The organism is Brevibacillus halotolerans (assembly GCF_026891775.1).
Lineage (GTDB): Bacteria > Bacillota > Bacilli > Brevibacillales > Brevibacillaceae > Brevibacillus_B > Brevibacillus_B halotolerans.
In genome coordinates this window covers 95,388-111,255 of record NZ_JAPTNK010000006.1, presented here as the reverse complement: position 1 = coordinate 111,255, position 15,868 = coordinate 95,388, and the positions used below count along the sequence as shown (strand labels likewise).

Genomic DNA, 15,868 nt, shown 5'->3' with positions numbered 1-15,868 from the left:
TGAAAAGGTGGTAATCAGCATGAAGTTATTTTTTCTCTCAGACATCCACGGTTCTTTGACCTATGCGAAAGCAGCCCTAGAAGCATTTGAACGTGAGCAAGCAACCCATATCATCCTAGTAGGAGATGTGATGTATCATGGACCACGCAATGCTTTGCCAGATGGATACAATCCGTCAGAAGTAGCCAATCTGCTAAATAGGTATGCTGACAGCATTGTAGCTGTACGTGGAAATTGTGATTCGGAAGTAGATCAAATGCTTCTTCATTTCCCGATTATGAGTGATTCTCATACAATAGTTATGGATAAACGGCGTATTTTTGTGACACATGGACATATTTATCATGAGGATCATCATCCAGCATTATCGGCTGGAGATGTGTTAATTCATGGTCACACACATATCCCGGTGGCCAAGAAAAAAGGAGATCTGTTTATACTAAATCCTGGTTCTGTAGCTATTCCTAAAGAGAATCATCCGCATACATATGGAGTGATTGAGGGGGATCAGTTCTGGATTAAGAGGTTGAATGGAGAAGTGTATATGGAGACTTCACTTATCTAGCACTGATTTGAAAATGAATACTACTATTGACATATCGGAAAATATCGATATAATCAACGGTATGGATTATGTTATGATTTTTAAAGCTTTATCAAATGAAACCAGATTGCAAATGTTACATTGGCTAAAGGAGCCAGAGCTGCACTTTCCGCCATCTTCCTGTAATTACGAGAATTTTCCAGGGGGAATCTGTGTAGGACAAATTCAAGAAAAAGCAGGTCTTTCTCAATCAACCACGTCACAATACCTAGCGATTATGCAACGGGCGGGGTTATTAGAGGCTAGACGCTTTGGCCAATGGACGTACTACCGCAGAAATGAGGAAATGCTGCATAAGCTGGCTACATACTTCCGAGAGGAGTTGTAAAAGAAGAGTGGAACACCGTTTCATTTTTCTTTTTTTAAGCCAATATCGAAAATTTCCGATATACCGATTTAGATTACTGTCGCGATTTCACATGAAGTTATTTGCAAAAGGAGAGACCCATGAAAATTAGTCTACTGGATCAATCGTATGTAATAGAGGGTGGAACCCCAGAGCTAGCTTTGGAGCAAACGACTGAGCTAGCGCAGTACGTAGATGAAATTGGGTATCACAGGTATTGGGTGTCTGAGCATCATCATTCCGAAGCACTGGCTGGTTCTTCACCAGAAGTTCTTATCGCTTATTTAGCGGCAAAAACAAAAAGAATCCGTGTCGGGTCGGGGGGTGTAATGCTTCCTCATTACAGTGCATATAAAGTGGCGGAAAATTTTAATGTTTTAAGTGCTTTGGCTCCAGGTCGTATTGACGTAGGAATTGGCCGTGCGCCAGGGGGAATGCCGCTTTCAACTAGAGCCCTACAGGATTTACAGGCGCGCGATATTGATACCTTTCCAGAGCAAGTCCAGCATCTGACTAGCTATATTGATGACAAATGGAGTGAAAAGCAGCCTTTTCCAGGTTTGAAAGCTACCCCAGTCCCATCGCATAAGCCTGAAATCTGGATGCTTGGATCTAGTGACAATAGTGGAATTGTAGCTGGACAATTGGGATTACCATATGCATTTGCACATTTTATCAATTCCCAGCCAGGGGCGATGGATCAGGCTATCAGCCATTATCTACGTACGTTTACTGCATCACCACGTCTTATGCAACCGAAAGTACTTGCTGCCATGAAAATTATTGTGGCGGATACGGATGAGGAGGCGAATGAACTCGCGTTAAGCGCGTTACATCTTACGCATTTATTGTATCGAGGGCGGTTGCAACCGCTTGCTAGTCCAAAGACGGTAAGCACCTATCCATATACAGCAAATGAATTAACTGAGTTAGAAGCGATGAAGCATTCTATTCTAATCGGATCTGTAAAAACCATTGCCCTCAAAATCAGAGCGCTACAAGAGCGATATCCGATTGAAGAATTGATGGCCGTTTCCCCTATTTATGATATAAATGCCCGTAAACGATCCTATGCTTTATTACAGCAGGCTGTTGCTGAAGCCGATACGGGTAACCCATACCGCTAAAAAAACATTCAAATATATGCAAAAAAAAACAAAATCGAGGAGGAAGTAAGATGACTGTTAAATTATTTCAACCCTATCAATTAAAAGAGGTTACATTGAAAAATCGGATTGTCATGGCCCCTATGTGCATGTATTCTGTAACTGAAAAGGACGGAAAAGCTACTGACTTTCATATTACGCACTATACAACACGCGCAGTTGGACAGGTAGGTCTTATAATCGTGGAAGCAACTGCTGTTGAAGAACAGGGACGGATTTCGGAATTTGACCTGGGAATATGGAATGATGGCCACATAGCCGGATTACATAAAATTGTTGAGCAAGCACATCAGTACGGAGCTAAAATGGGAATTCAATTAGCCCATGCTGGGCGTAAAGCAGAGGTTCCTGGTTCCATCTATGGACCATCTGCGATTGCATTTGATGAGAGCAGCCGTGTTCCAGAAGAAATGTCAGTTGAAAAAATCAAACAGACAATAGAAGCATTTAAGCAAGGTGCGGTGAGAGCTAAACAAGCGGGCTTTGATGTTCTTGAAATTCATGCGGCTCACGGGTATTTATTACATGAATTTTTATCCCCGCTCTCTAATCAACGAACAGACGAATACGGGGGCTCTCAGGAAAATAGATACCGCATGTTATCCGAAGTAATAGCAGAGGTGAAAAGTGTTTGGGAAGGGCCATTGATGGTACGTGTCTCCGCTACCGATTATACAGAAGGAGGCTTAACCATCGAGGATCACGTACAATTCGCAGCTTGGATGAAAGAGCAGGGCGTGGATCTCATTGACGTTAGCTCTGGTGCACTTGTACGGGCAGCTATTAATGTGTATCCAGGCTATCAAGTAAAATTATCAGAACAGATCAAAGAAGAGGCCAACATCCCCACTGGTGCTGTAGGGTTAATTACCTCTCCGTTACAGGCTGAGGAGATTTTACAAAATAATCGTGCAGATATAATCATCTTAGGCCGCGAGCTGTTGCGAAATCCATATTGGGCTAGAGGTGCGGCAGATGAATTACAAGTAGAGATTGAGGCACCTAGACAGTATCAAAGGGGCTGGTAAGCTACAATTGTGACCACATCAATTTCTTACAAGATGTAAATAGATTAACCATAAGAAGCTAGTAATCCTTTTAGCATATAGGATACTAGCTTTTTTGTGTAAAATCATTCCTAAAAGGCCTATGCTACTTTAGAAATGTATAGAAAACCAGCAATTCGTTTGACCTTATAGATAAAATGTTATAAATTATAGTATATATATGAAATATATTTCTGATAATTTAAATAAAACCAAAATGATTTCATAAAGAGGGGTTACTATGCCAATTCCTAAGAATTACACTTCTTCTATTCGATTAACTGCGAAAGAAAAAGCTTTTCGTCAGCTACAAAGCTGGATTATCGATGGAACCTTAGAGCCAGGGGAGAAGCTATATGATGCTGAAATTGCAGAGGCGATCGGTGTGAGCAGGACTCCTGTGAGGGAAGCCTTTCAGCTACTTGAGGTCCAAGGCTTTATTGAAACATATCGAGGACGGGATACAAGAGTTACTACTGTTTCAAAGGAAGATGTACAGACAATGTATGTACCGCTTGCTTCACTTCAAGCATTAGCGGCCCAATTAGCTGCGACTGCAATTACAGAAGAGCAAATTGCTACATTAAACGAGATCAATGCCAGCTATAAACAGGCAATCTACGATAAAGATGTACCAAAAATTGTAGAAATGGATAGTCAATTTCATACATTTATTTTAGAAATTGTGGACAATCCCTATATCATAAATTTTACATCTGTTCTTCAGCTACATATTCAACGCTTAGAATATATCTTTTTTAAGCAACAGCACATTCCTAAGGAAGAATCTATTGATGAACATGAGAGAATCGTGCAAGCCTTTGTCCAGAAAAATGGAAAACTAGCTGCAGAGATTATGGAACAAAATTGGCTGCGTCCTATGAAAGAAGTATATCAGCTGATGTAATGATATAAACAATCTTGATGATGAACAGATCAGTGAGGAGACCATATGAAAACGGAACAGATTGTAATGTCGAGAAAATTCGGAGTTACCCTCGTACTAACAGGGGCTATGCTGTGGGGAATATCTGGGACTGTTGCTCAATATTTGTTTCAGCAACAAGGCTTCAGCCCTGAGTGGTTAGTCGTTATACGTCTTTTACTGTCGGGTATTATTCTATTAGCAGTTGCCTATAGAAAAGAGAAACAAAATATCTGGGGCATATGGAAAAGCACCAAAGAGCGACTCAGTCTTATCTTGTTTGGTATTTTAGGAATGTTAGCTGTTCAATATACTTATTTTGCAGCTATTAAGCATGGAAATGCAGCGACAGCTACTATTCTTCAATATTTGGCCCCTGTGCTAATTACATGCTATGTAGCGATTCGTCTAAAAAGGCTACCCATGTTAAAAGAATTACTAGCTGTCGTTCTAGCTCTGTTAGGAACGTTCTTACTGGTTACACATGGAAGCCTCAATAGCCTCTCTATTTCTGGCTTAGCATTATTCTGGGGGCTAGCCTCGGCGGTAGCATTGGCTTTCTATACATTACATCCACACAAGCTTCTTGCTAAATGGGGAGCAGCTATCGTTGTAGGCTGGGCGATGCTAATCGGAGGTATCGGCTTTAGTTTTGTTCATCCCCCCTGGAGGCTGGAGGGACAATGGTCGATGTCTTCCACTTTAGCCGTAATGTTTATTGTACTATTTGGAACACTGATTGCCTTTTACTGTTATTTGGAAAGTCTTAAGTACCTTAGTGCCCCCGAAACTAGTTTATTAGCTTGTGTCGAGCCTGTTTCTGCCGCCGTTCTATCAGTGATTTGGCTACAGATACCCTTTGGTTTAACGGATTGGTTGGGTACCCTGTGTATTCTTATTACCATTGCCATCCTATCCTTGGGTGGGCATAAGGAGACAGCTAAGACCAATTAGCTACTCCAACTTATCGAAACGAAAAATAAATAAATAGAGCAATACAAGGAAAAGGCCGGTATCCCGATAGGGAATACTGGCTTCGTGTTTTTGTGAATAAAAAAGAAAAGCTGTTCTCTGTAGGGGCAACTTCCTGAATACCTCCATTTTTGACTCCACTAAGCTATAACACTGATGAACAGTTCATCTGATACGGCTATACAGCTAGGCTAATAGAGAAATCTCCACAAATAAAAGGTGGCATAGGCTTCCCAATTTGTCCATGTCGCAGAAAGCTTTACCATTTCTGCTTTCGTGGGCTTTTGTGGGGTGCCCTGAAGATATTTAATCGCATTGTGTAAACCTACATCATCTATTGGAAAAGCGGAGGGCATCCTCAGGCAACGCATTAAAACGTAATTAGCAGTCCATGGTCCAATGCCACGGATTTTGACAAGCATGTTTTCCGCTTTTTTATAATCTCCGCAGTTCCCTAATTGCTCTTTGGTTATTTTACCTTCCACCATAAGCTGAGCTACACCAATTAAATACTCACATTTTTTCCCTGTCATTTGTAATCTCTTTAAGTCTTCTATTGTCAGAGCGGCAATATCATGCGGGGAGGGGAATATCCAATACGTTTCATCATCACATTCAATGCTTCGGCCAAAGGCCTCCACCAGTCGTCTTTTCAGCGTATAAGCGAAGGGCAAATTGATTTGCTGTCCGATAATTCCCCAGCAGATTGCTTCGAACAGATCAGGAATTCCAATGTTTCGGAGACCACTAAAAGTAGTAACTGCTCTTTGTAGCAATGCATCTGATTTAGCCAAATCGTAAAAAGGGCGCAAGTCTGTATCCAAATCAAACCAATCTCTTACATAACGGGCGACCTCGGCTCGTATCCATTTGCAGGATGGCATTGTAGTTCCTAGAAAACGAATGTGTAGCATGTTATCCTGATCCGAACGTATTTCTACTACAGGTGTTTCGGCTTCAATAGGAATAGCTCTGTAAATTCGTTGGTTTTTACAATAAAATAAGCATTCATTAGGCTCTTTGGACAAATATTTCATATTTTCGTTAAAGCTGAATTCCTTTGGCACGACCAGTGTTAGCTCACTCTGTTTATCCGTCCAAGCGCCTATAGGAAGAGTGGAACAGCATTTTCTACAAGGCCGGTATCCTGCCTGTTCAGCATTCGCCCGCGACTGAAATCGAATCGTGTTTTCAGGATGAAACTTTTCCGTACACCATGGGAAACAATATATCTTCTCTATTTTTTTACCAGTGAAATAAGGAGCATCCCACTTCGGATACCTTGTTGTTTTTTCCATAAAAAATCCTCCATTCCATGCAATACAAGCACATTACTAGTTGTAACATAAAAGGCCTCTATAAAATTTCACTATCTTGCTATTCCAATCATAAAATCGTACATAGGTTCGTTCTGGAGGGTATACTGTGGATGGAGGTGAACCAGATGAGAGATATCCAAAGGCAAGGAGAGAAGAATAATTATCTAACCGATGAAAAGTGGCAAGCAATCATTACTAACGATTCATCGTACAATGATACATTTTTTTATGCGGTGAAAACTACAGGTATCTTTTGCAGACCTTCTTGCAGGTCTAGAGAGCCTAAAAAGGAAAATGTTAGAATATTTTGTAGCGCAGAAGAGGCGCTGTCAGAAAATTTCCGACCTTGTAAGCGATGCAAGCCAACAGGACAACGTTTGCCTGATGTTGAATGGGTGGCACAGATTACGGATTATATCAAAAAAAATTACAGTGAAGAATTAACGCTAGAGCTTTTAGCAGATATATGTCATGGAAGTCCTTATCATATGCATCGAACATTTAAACGCATTAAAGGAATGACCCCAATTGAATATATTCAACAGACGAGAATAAAGAAAGCCATGGATTATCTCATTCAATCTGATATGACGATTACCGACATCGCAATGACTGTAGGGATGCCCAACACACCGTACTTCATCACTTTGTTTAAGAAGATAACAGGACAGACGCCTAAAAAATTTCGTCAATTAAATAAGAATACACAAGCCATGGAGGTGTTGCAAAGTGACAGCAAAAAGTAAACAGATCATTTATTATTCAAGGCTGGTCCATTCGGATTGGAACCTATATATTGCTGCTACAGCGGCGGGACTTTGTTATGTAGGTTCGCAAAATCATCCTTTTGAGGAATTGGAAAATTGGGTAAGGAATCGATTTCCGAAAGGTGAATTGGTGCAGGATCATGAAAAATTAGAAGGCTATGCGGCGGAATTGGTTGCGTATTTTCAAGGCACACGTAAAGACTTCTCTATCGACTTTGATTTATATGGTACTCCATTTCAGCTCGCGGTGTGGAATGCTCTTTGTGAAATACCATATGGGCAAACCCGTTCCTACTCCGATATTGCGCTTCAAATACAAAAACCAAATGCGGTACGTGCTGTTGGAACAGCAATTGGTGCTAATCCCGTTTTAATTACGGTTCCCTGCCATCGGGTGATTGGGAAAAATGGCTCACTAACGGGCTATCGGGGTGGATTGGAAATGAAAACCAAGCTTCTGCGCTTCGAAAATGAAAATAGTTTGGTAGAGGGGAGTAAGCTATATGCCTGATTGCCTCACAGAACGGAGTGCCGCCATAGATTGGAATACAGTGCAACAGACGATGGATGAGCAGGGCTATGCTACAATTCCAGCATTCTTAACGAAGAAGGAATGTAACGAAATAATAAACACGTATGAAAAAGAAGAGTATTTTCGGAATACAATTAATATGGCTAGATTTCGATTCGGCATCGGGGAGTATAAATATTATCAAGCTCCCCTTCCTACTATGTTGCAACAGCTTCGTGAAGGCTTCTATCCTGAATTGGCTAAAACGGCTAACCGATGGCTGAAGCAGCTTGATGATGAGGCATGTTACCCACCTTTGCTCTCAGAATTTCTCACGGAATGCCATCAGCAGGGACAGACAAGATCAACACCCTTACTCCTTAAATACGAAGCTGGAGGTTATAATTGTCTGCATCAGGATTTGTATGGAGATGTCTACTTTCCATTTCAAGTAGTATTCGCCCTCTCTCAAAAAGAGATAGATTATACAGGCGGTGAGTTTTTGTTGCTGGAACAACGGCCAAGGGCGCAAAGCCGAGGGCATGTGATAACCCTAGAACAAGGATCAGGACTCATCTTTCCTACTAACAATCGGCCTGTACTAGGTTCACGCGGGTATTATAGGACCAAGATAAGGCATGGTGTCAGCACGATTACTTCTGGTACAAGATATACGCTTGGTATTATTTTTCATGATGCAAAGTGATCTACGCCTGACAAATATACCTAAAACAAACGAATATGCAACAAAGGGGCGACTGAGATGAAGAGTGAGTTTTTTTATAAATATCCCAAAACATTGCTAAATAAAGGGACAGGCTTTCTTTCCGATTACACTCATTCGTTGAATCCTTATACGGGTTGTTCCTTTGGATGTTCCTATTGCTATGTACGACAAATGCCTGTATCGTTTTTTCGTAGGGAGGAGTGGGGAACCTGGGTGGACATCAAACGGGACGCGGCAAATGTATTACGTAAGGAGCTCAGAAGGGAAAAAAGCAAAGGGAAGGTAACAATATTCATGTCATCAAGCACAGATCCGTACCAACCAATTGAACATAAGGAAAAGGTGACAAGATCTCTTTTGGAGGTCATGCTGGAGAACCCTCCTAATTTTTTATTTATCCAGACCCGTAGTCCTCTTGTTAGTCGAGACATTGATTTATTATTACGCTTGGAGAAGAAGGTTCGAGTAAGCATGACCATAGAGACGGATCGAGAGGATATCCGTAAGCATTTTACACCTCATGCACCGCCTATTCCTGCCAGATTAGAGGCACTTCAGCGTTTAGCAGATGCAGGTGTACCCACCCAGGCAACCATCGCTCCACTATTGCCCAGCAGTGAAGAATTCCCTGATAAGCTACGAACGCTAGTTGATCGCATCTGTATTGATGATTATTTTATGGGGGACGGTAGTGGAGGAAGACGAACTAGGAATCTGGGGATCGACTCGTTCTATCATAAGCTAAATGCAGTCGAATGGTATCATCCCTCTGCCTATCAATTGGTGTATGAGCGATTTACACGTGTTTTTCCCACTGATCAGGTATTTGTGAGTCAGAAGGGATTTGCTCCTTACTGAAAAATCCAAACGATTAGTAGCATGTAGCGTCCTGTTGGGGAGGCTATTTTTTTGTGTAAAAATGATTTTCTTTGCGACTAGTAATCCTAATCCGTTTATAGACTTGTCGAATGTATCAATGTAAGTACTTGACTCGACCAGTGCAGTTCTTGCCAACGGTTAGTACATCATCGAATCTAAACATTTTTATAATTTTCTGATCAAATGCTGAACTATTACATTAATTAAGAGCAGGAAACGATTACGTTCAATGGATAATCATATCCTTTTTTTTCTTATACTGAATATGTGTGAGGTAAGTAGGATGAACTAAATTCTTCATGCTTGATTTACTTCAACCAGAAATTTTTATCAAATATTATGTTACCTCGAAAACAGAAAAAGACGGGATATACTTTAGTAAAGAGGCTCGAAGGTATTTGTTGGGAAATATAGGGAAAGTAGGGGCAGGCTAGAAAAAGGTAATACTCAAAAATTCAATTTACATATTTGAAAGGGGGCATCAACTTGTCTGGATCATCTAATTTCGCAAGTTACATTGTAGGGGGCAGACTAGACCCACCATTTATGCCCACGAAGACAACCCCATTCATTGAGGGCATAATGGTGGAGTCTATGGGTATAGGTAAGACAGTTAAGCAATATACAGTTGCAGAGGATGCCGAATTATTAGCAGTATCTGTTGGAACTTCCTTCTACGAACCCAAAGACCATTGGAACCTACACGTAGGGAATCATACGATATGCCAAAATATTTATACAAAAGATTTACCCGAGGGCATGTATTTAACAGCCATTATACCAATTCCTAAGAATACGTTAATTCAATTTGAGTATTTCAATGAAGGGGGAACTAATAAATACGTTTGGGTGAATTACCAAATGCTTAAGTAAATGGGGTGGAAATGTGGCAAAGGAATCTACTGCTCAGCCGTGGGTAGAGATGCTAATAAATGAAAGGTTTTTACTAACCGATTTAGCAGGAATATTGACAGCTAACGGATGGACGAAGGTGGATGAATTTACTAAGATTGTCTATCCGACTTCCTTAACGAAACCAGTAATTAAGAAATTAACGCTATCGCAATCACAGAAATACGTAGATTTGCCTGAAATGGCATACAGCTCTGACGTACATATTTATTTAAACGAGTACCGTATATCAACTGATGATTATACAGTGGAAGTAAAGGGGAATGGTGGGCTACGTATCACATTCAATCCTGATCTTGAGGGTAATGTCGAGATTTATTACAGCACAATAAAATCCACAGATGAAATAGAGTTCCATGTTGCAAAACATATCATTGTTAGGAATGCGTCAGGCAATGAATTCGGGATGGCTCTGTATACTCCAATTAAAGAATCCATTGCGAAAATAAGAGAGAAAGTTCCTTTTGCTATCCCTTCTAAGAACGCAACGAAATGGGACTCTAATCTGGAACCTCAGGATGAGGGGATGTTTCAATGGGTAGAGAAGATAGCAGAAGACTTCTACGAAAAGCATACCCTATATTTCTATCAACTAGAAAGGTATGTAGCTACTGGTAATTTTCTAGTCGGATGGGACAAATCCAAGGAACAAAAAAGAATGGCCTTGGATATAGAGGTACAACAAAGTATGTGGGCCAAAAAAGATGATGGGAAGGTACTTGAGCATGTTGTTAGTAAAAAGCAGCCACTAAACTTTCAGTCACCTATTACTGTAGCTAGAACCAGATTGCCCCAACTCGAAGAAACTACTAGCATTGCTGAATTTCGTACGAAGCTGACCAATTGGTGGGAAGATAGTAAAATCCGAGCTCATGGATTTGTTGACTCTAAATCAGCGATGTTAATTCTATTAGCTGACACGGCTCCTATCTGGGATAGAAACGCAGTACCATCTATCCCAATTTATATGGGGGATTTTGATAAGATAGGCGAAGATATTGAAACTGTCCATAGATCGTTTACTTATGATTTCTATAGAACAATGCAAAAAAGGCAAACAATTGTATCTACGAAACCAATGACGGACAGGGAATCAACTGTCAAGGTATGGGCAGTAGGAGACCTCGATGGCCCTAATTTAAGTAAGAGTATCAGGTTTGAGGTTGATGGTAGGTTAGTTACACAAATAAAGACACCTACTCACGAGAATCCTTCAAAAGTATATAAAAACAGTGCTTATTTTGTTGGGGAATTTAGTCTTACTGGATTACAGGGAAAAAGCACAGTAAATTTCACATTAACAACAACTGAAGACGTAAGTAGGTATAATCCAATAGCTGCTAGAGTCTGGTTGGAATTTGAAATACAAACCAGTAATGAAGAGAGAAGCCCAGCTGCTTTATTTGCAGGTACAGCCTCTTATTCTAAAAGCATTCTAGAGACAGCGTTAAAGGAATCGGCTACGTTTGATTACAACGATTTCAAAGATAGTAATGAGCAAGAGATAATACTTCCGATGTTGAAGGAATATCCACACTATCCAAGCAATGGAATTGACTCCATCATGGTGAAAAGAACCAAGTTCGGGGCCAGATACCAAGCGCATTACCTTTTATGGAATGTTACTCCTAATATGATGCCTCCAAATAGGATTGGTATAGATGGGGGAAGTCACCCCAGGGCATGGCAAAATGCTGAGAACCCAGCATACAATTATCAATTTAATCCTTCTAGATATAGTGACAAGGCTCATACATCGAAAGCAACAATCGTACACCCTGAGGACGGAAAATATGGAACGCTGCGAAATGTTATTTTGGTGTCTCCCCTAACTATAATGAATGGGGATGAATTAAGAGAAGTGGATAAACGTTGCGAAGGTGGAATTAATAAATATAAGATTTATTCTTATTATTTGATTGAGGGGATATCTCCGTTAACGAAGAGACCAAGTACTGCTTATGTTCCCGCGGGACTCGGGATATTAAAGGAGGGATATACATTACCTCCAACAGAGTTAGAACCAACACCTCTCGAAGTAACTATTACACCAATTCGTGTTGTAACTACGATCGGGGAGGTAGTTAATCTTACAGTAGCATATAGTACACATTCACCAATCATGCATTACAAATGGATCAAACCTGACTCAGCTTCGATAATCACGTTTAATGAAAATGATCTACATGTCTCATTTAGTCAGGAAGGAACTTACACTGTAGTTTTTACAATTACGAATGCTCAGGGTCAAAAGGGCTCTGCCACAGCGACAATAGAAGTTAAAGCGTCAGCTTAATTCCATAAGAAATAATAAAAGGAGTGTATCTAAATGGCTTTTATTGACACTACGCCAGCTTCATTTATTCCCAAAGTAACGGAGTCAGACTTCCAAGCAAGGCTAGCTGACTTGTTGGCTACACAAGGATGGACAATTGCGGCTAACTTTAAGAAAGTAGTATGGGATGCACGGCTAACAAATCCCAAAACTGCCCCCACACCATCATCTTTGGCGCGATTTACGGTAGCGGAGCATTTTATCTATGCGAATAAAGCTAAGAAGATGTTTGGTTTAGCTATTGTAGGGACCTGGGAACAGACGATTGGTTCTTTAATAGAAATTAACAAGCTTCCTAAAACCGACAACTTAGATGAGATTGGAGTTTGGGCTACCAACGAGTTCCGTAAGTATAGAGCACCACACACTATGTACGTCTATATGTTGGAGCAGCTAAAGGAACTAAAGCCAAATGGTGATGACATTGTACTTGGATGGCAAGGAAAGGCTGAGGATCAATTACGTGCAGCACTTGATATTGAAGTTGAATCATCTAGATGGACAGGCGAACAAGAAGGCGTAAGATTTGAGGTAACAAAAGCTGAGGGTGCACGGATGCAATCACCTATCATCCAGACTGGGCTACGTACAAACCTATTAGAACAATACTTCTCCGAAGATTATGGAACAGCAGTACAATATACGAACTGGTGGCACGATTCAGAGATTTCGATTAAAGGCAATTTGTCAGAGGACTCTTTCTTCTTTATTCTTCAGTGCGATAATGTGCCTGCTCCAGAAGGTAACCTAGTACCTTCTATTCCATTTCACTTCGGAAAGCTAGATGCATTAGAAGAAGGAGACGAGCCTTATGTATTGTTTGCAGGTAGTGTCCCTATTCCAAAAAACAATGGAGGTCTAGAAACACAACTTACATCCATTGCTGAATACGATTATGATGACACAACTACTAGGATGCCAAATATTATGCCATTGATGAAATCATATCCTAAATTTCCTGCTAACGGACTTGATAACATTATGATTAGTCGATCTAAATTAGGCGCGAGGTATCAATCACACTATCTATCCTGGAACGCTCCAGCAAACGAGATTCCTCCTGCACGTACTTCCGAAGATGGTAAAAGAGATTACCCTCGTGCTTGGAACAACGCAGAGAATCCATTATATAAATACTCTTTCAATCCTTCTCGTTACAGTCAAAAGGTACATACCTCTAAGGTATACGTGATTCACCCAGAGGAGGGAGTAAGAGGTTCATTAAAAGACACAATCGCATTATCTGCGCTTTCGTTTCATGCAAACAAGCTTCGGGTTAAAAAGACCAACTGTCCAGACGAATTTGACGTTTTCCGTTATTTCTTAGTAGAAGGGGTTTCACCATTCACTAAAAAGCCAGGAACTCAATACAGACCAGCAGGAATTGGCCTATATCACAGTTCAGTTGATAAAAATGGTACCGAAATAAACAAAGAAAGTACAGCTAAAAAAAGCAAGAAATAGAAAAAATAAAGTCTCCACCTATTCGTGGAGGTAACTTACAATCAAGGGGTGATTCATGTGTCATGGATTGAGGGAGATTCTACGATTCAATTATTGCCGCAGGACTTAGAAAAGATGTTTAATGAACATGGATGGGATACGTTCGCTAAGTATAGAGCGGTAAGTCCTTCTGTTAGGCAGTTTGCAGATGTTCGCTTATTTAGATCAAAAGGCAGTGACAATCAGATTAGAAACTTTGGTATGGTGTATGGATATGGAGAAACGAAAAAAATGTCTCTGGGTGAGCAGGATTTTATTTCACAGAACTCTATTCTAGGTCAGCTAACTTTAAAAGAGGGTACTGAAAAGTCTTATCAAATTAAAGTATATCCTGTAGCAAAGGACACAGCAATTGTGTACAAGAACGGTCTTCCATTAGATGTTAAAGATTTCTCTATCGAACTGTTTACTGGAGTACTTACTTTAAAAGATAAGCCAGAAGCTACAGATGTAATTACGATTTCGTATTCACCAGATCCAACAGCACCATTGCCAGTAAAGCGCCTATATTTCTTTACTTTCGATGATGTACGAGGTGAGAAAATTGTACAAGGTGTGAATGGAACAGTCGTCATTGGAGACCCTGAATCAATCCTACCGGACGGTGACGGTACTAACAAGCAATTCCTTATCCCTACTACTTCTGATATCAAAGAAGGTAGTGTTAAGCTGTACGTAAATGGCGTTGAAGTAGAACCAGACTTATATTCAGTTGATTACGCGGGGCACAAAATTACATTTAAACCAACCTCTAAGGCTCCCGATGTAGGTGCTGAATTACACACAAGCTACATTAAAATCCTTAATCATACAGGTACAGGAATCCTTAATTATGGGGATATTAAAGTAAAAAAATTCGATCCAGATAAGGCCACAGAGCTATTAGATGCTGCTTATTCTGCTATCTACTATATTTATCCATCCTTACCGACAGCCATGTCCTTTACGCCATTACAGAACTTTGATCGAGGTTGGCAGCGTGATTCCACAATGTATTATTGGGGTAACATTACGAAAGACAGAATTGTGATGTTTTTCAGACCGGATCCTTCAGCTAATGCAAAAGATACTTACTTTGCCCCACTTTATATTGGGAAGCTCACTACTGTAGGAAAATCGCCAAGAAAGAACAATGTTATCATTTCTGGTTGTCGTAAAGAGGATGAGATTACCTGGAAAAAGGATATGAAGTTAGGAGCGGTATTTGTTGACTACGGCAGTGGTACATCTAACGGTAACAGTAGCGTACAGCTTCAACAATCCATTGGCGGCACTTACTATCAAAAGCATTACTTAGCATTCATTACGCATGACAAGATGGTAGACGCTGGAGAGTCAAGATTCAATCCTTCCGTATACGATGGGAAATACCATATCAGCCCAATGTATATTGTTCATCCTAACGATGGTTATGTAGGAAAGCTAGATGAATGCTATGCTATTCATCCAAAGAATATTTCCCAAATGGACAGTTTAGAAGTGTCAGAGACATCTGAAAATGAGGAATTAGGAAAAGGAGATGGGGTTAATAAAGTATTCCATCTATCTCGACAGCCTTCACTAAAAGACGAAGGTATTCCTTATAAGCTAGAAGTCAAAGTAGCGTGTACGGAAATGGTGTATGGGGTAGATTACACACTAGAGATGGACACAAAAGCTATCATATTTAAAGAAGGTAAAGCCCCTGCTAAAGGTGCTGAAGTTATTGCTACTTATGATTTTAAGCAATCATATAGATATACAATGGCAGATACTCCTAATTCTCCATTTACTCTAGCTAATATCAGTCCCTATGCTCCAATTGGTCTGGGAATTTTAAGAGAAAATTTAGTAAAAAATAGTTAATAGTAAGGGAG

The 15,868-nt window shown here is 40.3% G+C and carries 15 protein-coding genes; 14 read left to right on the top strand and 1 reads right to left on the bottom strand.

Annotation, left to right across the window (positions count from 1 at the left end):
• The first annotated feature begins 19 nt into the window (after nucleotides 1–19).
• From yfcE to O0550_RS10335, 6 genes are all read left to right on the top strand, one after another.
• Entirely contained in the window at nucleotides 20–565 is a 546-nt protein-coding gene (gene yfcE / locus O0550_RS10360) for a phosphodiesterase (RefSeq protein ID WP_003337370.1), read from the top strand.
• A gap of 61 nt (nucleotides 566–626) precedes the next feature.
• Entirely contained in the window at nucleotides 627–932 is a 306-nt protein-coding gene (locus tag O0550_RS10355) for an ArsR/SmtB family transcription factor (protein WP_003337371.1), read from the top strand.
• 119 nt (nucleotides 933–1,051) lie between these two features.
• Nucleotides 1,052–2,077 (top strand): LLM class flavin-dependent oxidoreductase, encoded by a 1,026-nt coding sequence (locus O0550_RS10350; protein WP_258426247.1) that lies wholly within the window; start codon nucleotides 1,052–1,054, stop codon nucleotides 2,075–2,077.
• A 50-nt stretch (nucleotides 2,078–2,127) separates the two neighbouring features.
• Nucleotides 2,128–3,144, top strand: a complete 1,017-nt coding sequence (namA, locus tag O0550_RS10345; RefSeq protein WP_258426246.1) for an NADPH dehydrogenase NamA — start codon at nucleotides 2,128–2,130, stop codon at nucleotides 3,142–3,144.
• A gap of 259 nt (nucleotides 3,145–3,403) precedes the next feature.
• Complete coding sequence (locus tag O0550_RS10340; protein WP_003342127.1) at nucleotides 3,404–4,069, top strand: GntR family transcriptional regulator; 666 nt, start codon at nucleotides 3,404–3,406, stop codon at nucleotides 4,067–4,069.
• Nucleotides 4,070–4,114: 45 nt separating this feature from the next.
• On the top strand, nucleotides 4,115–5,041 hold the full coding sequence (locus O0550_RS10335; protein ID WP_003342125.1) for a DMT family transporter: 927 nt from the start codon (nucleotides 4,115–4,117) through the stop codon (nucleotides 5,039–5,041).
• A 209-nt stretch (nucleotides 5,042–5,250) separates the two neighbouring features.
• Here the strand turns inward: O0550_RS10335 and O0550_RS10330 are convergent, their stop codons facing one another.
• A complete protein-coding gene (locus tag O0550_RS10330; protein ID WP_258426245.1) occupies nucleotides 5,251–6,357 on the bottom strand; it encodes an Ada metal-binding domain-containing protein in 1,107 nt (368 codons plus the stop codon).
• A gap of 146 nt (nucleotides 6,358–6,503) precedes the next feature.
• Between O0550_RS10330 and O0550_RS10325 the strand changes: the two genes are divergently transcribed.
• The 8 genes from O0550_RS10325 to O0550_RS10290 all read left to right on the top strand — a co-directional run bounded on the left by O0550_RS10325 (nucleotide 6,504) and on the right by O0550_RS10290 (nucleotide 15,857).
• Nucleotides 6,504–7,124: a bifunctional transcriptional activator/DNA repair enzyme AdaA gene (locus tag O0550_RS10325; RefSeq protein WP_258426244.1), complete on the top strand. Its 621-nt coding sequence runs from the start codon at nucleotides 6,504–6,506 to the stop codon at nucleotides 7,122–7,124.
• The gene (locus tag O0550_RS10320; protein ID WP_258426243.1) at nucleotides 7,108–7,656 is read left to right on the top strand and encodes a methylated-DNA--[protein]-cysteine S-methyltransferase; all 549 of its coding nucleotides are present in this window, start codon (nucleotides 7,108–7,110) and stop codon (nucleotides 7,654–7,656) included. The genes O0550_RS10325 and O0550_RS10320 overlap by 17 nt, the downstream gene beginning before the upstream one ends.
• The gene (locus O0550_RS10315; protein WP_258426242.1) at nucleotides 7,649–8,362 is read left to right on the top strand and encodes a 2OG-Fe(II) oxygenase; all 714 of its coding nucleotides are present in this window, start codon (nucleotides 7,649–7,651) and stop codon (nucleotides 8,360–8,362) included. The genes O0550_RS10320 and O0550_RS10315 overlap by 8 nt, the downstream gene beginning before the upstream one ends.
• A gap of 57 nt (nucleotides 8,363–8,419) precedes the next feature.
• Nucleotides 8,420–9,241 carry an SPL family radical SAM protein gene (locus tag O0550_RS10310; protein WP_258426241.1) on the top strand — a complete coding sequence of 274 codons (822 nt, stop codon included), beginning with the start codon at nucleotides 8,420–8,422 and terminating at the stop codon, nucleotides 9,239–9,241.
• A 507-nt stretch (nucleotides 9,242–9,748) separates the two neighbouring features.
• Entirely contained in the window at nucleotides 9,749–10,135 is a 387-nt protein-coding gene (locus tag O0550_RS10305; protein WP_003342111.1) for a hypothetical protein, read from the top strand.
• A gap of 13 nt (nucleotides 10,136–10,148) precedes the next feature.
• Entirely contained in the window at nucleotides 10,149–12,470 is a 2,322-nt protein-coding gene (locus O0550_RS10300) for a PKD domain-containing protein (protein WP_258426240.1), read from the top strand.
• Between the two features lie 33 nt (nucleotides 12,471–12,503).
• Nucleotides 12,504–13,973 carry a hypothetical protein gene (locus O0550_RS10295; RefSeq protein ID WP_003342108.1) on the top strand — a complete coding sequence of 490 codons (1,470 nt, stop codon included), beginning with the start codon at nucleotides 12,504–12,506 and terminating at the stop codon, nucleotides 13,971–13,973.
• Between the two features lie 57 nt (nucleotides 13,974–14,030).
• Nucleotides 14,031–15,857: a hypothetical protein gene (locus tag O0550_RS10290; RefSeq protein ID WP_258426239.1), complete on the top strand. Its 1,827-nt coding sequence runs from the start codon at nucleotides 14,031–14,033 to the stop codon at nucleotides 15,855–15,857.
• Nucleotides 15,858–15,868 lie beyond the last annotated feature (11 nt).

What these genes read in the sequence shown, in the direction of transcription:
- O0550_RS10340 (WP_003342127.1), top strand. Translation starts at nt 3,404, where the DNA reads ATGCCAATTCCTAAGAATTACACTTCTTCTATTCGATTAACTGCGAAA.
- yfcE (WP_003337370.1), top strand. Translation starts at nt 20, where the DNA reads ATGAAGTTATTTTTTCTCTCAGACATCCACGGTTCTTTGACCTATGCG.
- namA (WP_258426246.1), top strand. Translation starts at nt 2,128, where the DNA reads ATGACTGTTAAATTATTTCAACCCTATCAATTAAAAGAGGTTACATTG.
- O0550_RS10310 (WP_258426241.1), top strand. Translation starts at nt 8,420, where the DNA reads ATGAAGAGTGAGTTTTTTTATAAATATCCCAAAACATTGCTAAATAAA.
- O0550_RS10315 (WP_258426242.1), top strand. Translation starts at nt 7,649, where the DNA reads ATGCCTGATTGCCTCACAGAACGGAGTGCCGCCATAGATTGGAATACA.
- O0550_RS10325 (WP_258426244.1), top strand. Translation starts at nt 6,504, where the DNA reads ATGAGAGATATCCAAAGGCAAGGAGAGAAGAATAATTATCTAACCGAT.
- O0550_RS10355 (WP_003337371.1), top strand. Translation starts at nt 627, where the DNA reads ATGGATTATGTTATGATTTTTAAAGCTTTATCAAATGAAACCAGATTG.
- O0550_RS10330 (WP_258426245.1), bottom strand. Translation starts at nt 6,357, where the DNA reads ATGGAAAAAACAACAAGGTATCCGAAGTGGGATGCTCCTTATTTCACT.
- O0550_RS10295 (WP_003342108.1), top strand. Translation starts at nt 12,504, where the DNA reads ATGGCTTTTATTGACACTACGCCAGCTTCATTTATTCCCAAAGTAACG.
- O0550_RS10335 (WP_003342125.1), top strand. Translation starts at nt 4,115, where the DNA reads ATGAAAACGGAACAGATTGTAATGTCGAGAAAATTCGGAGTTACCCTC.
- O0550_RS10350 (WP_258426247.1), top strand. Translation starts at nt 1,052, where the DNA reads ATGAAAATTAGTCTACTGGATCAATCGTATGTAATAGAGGGTGGAACC.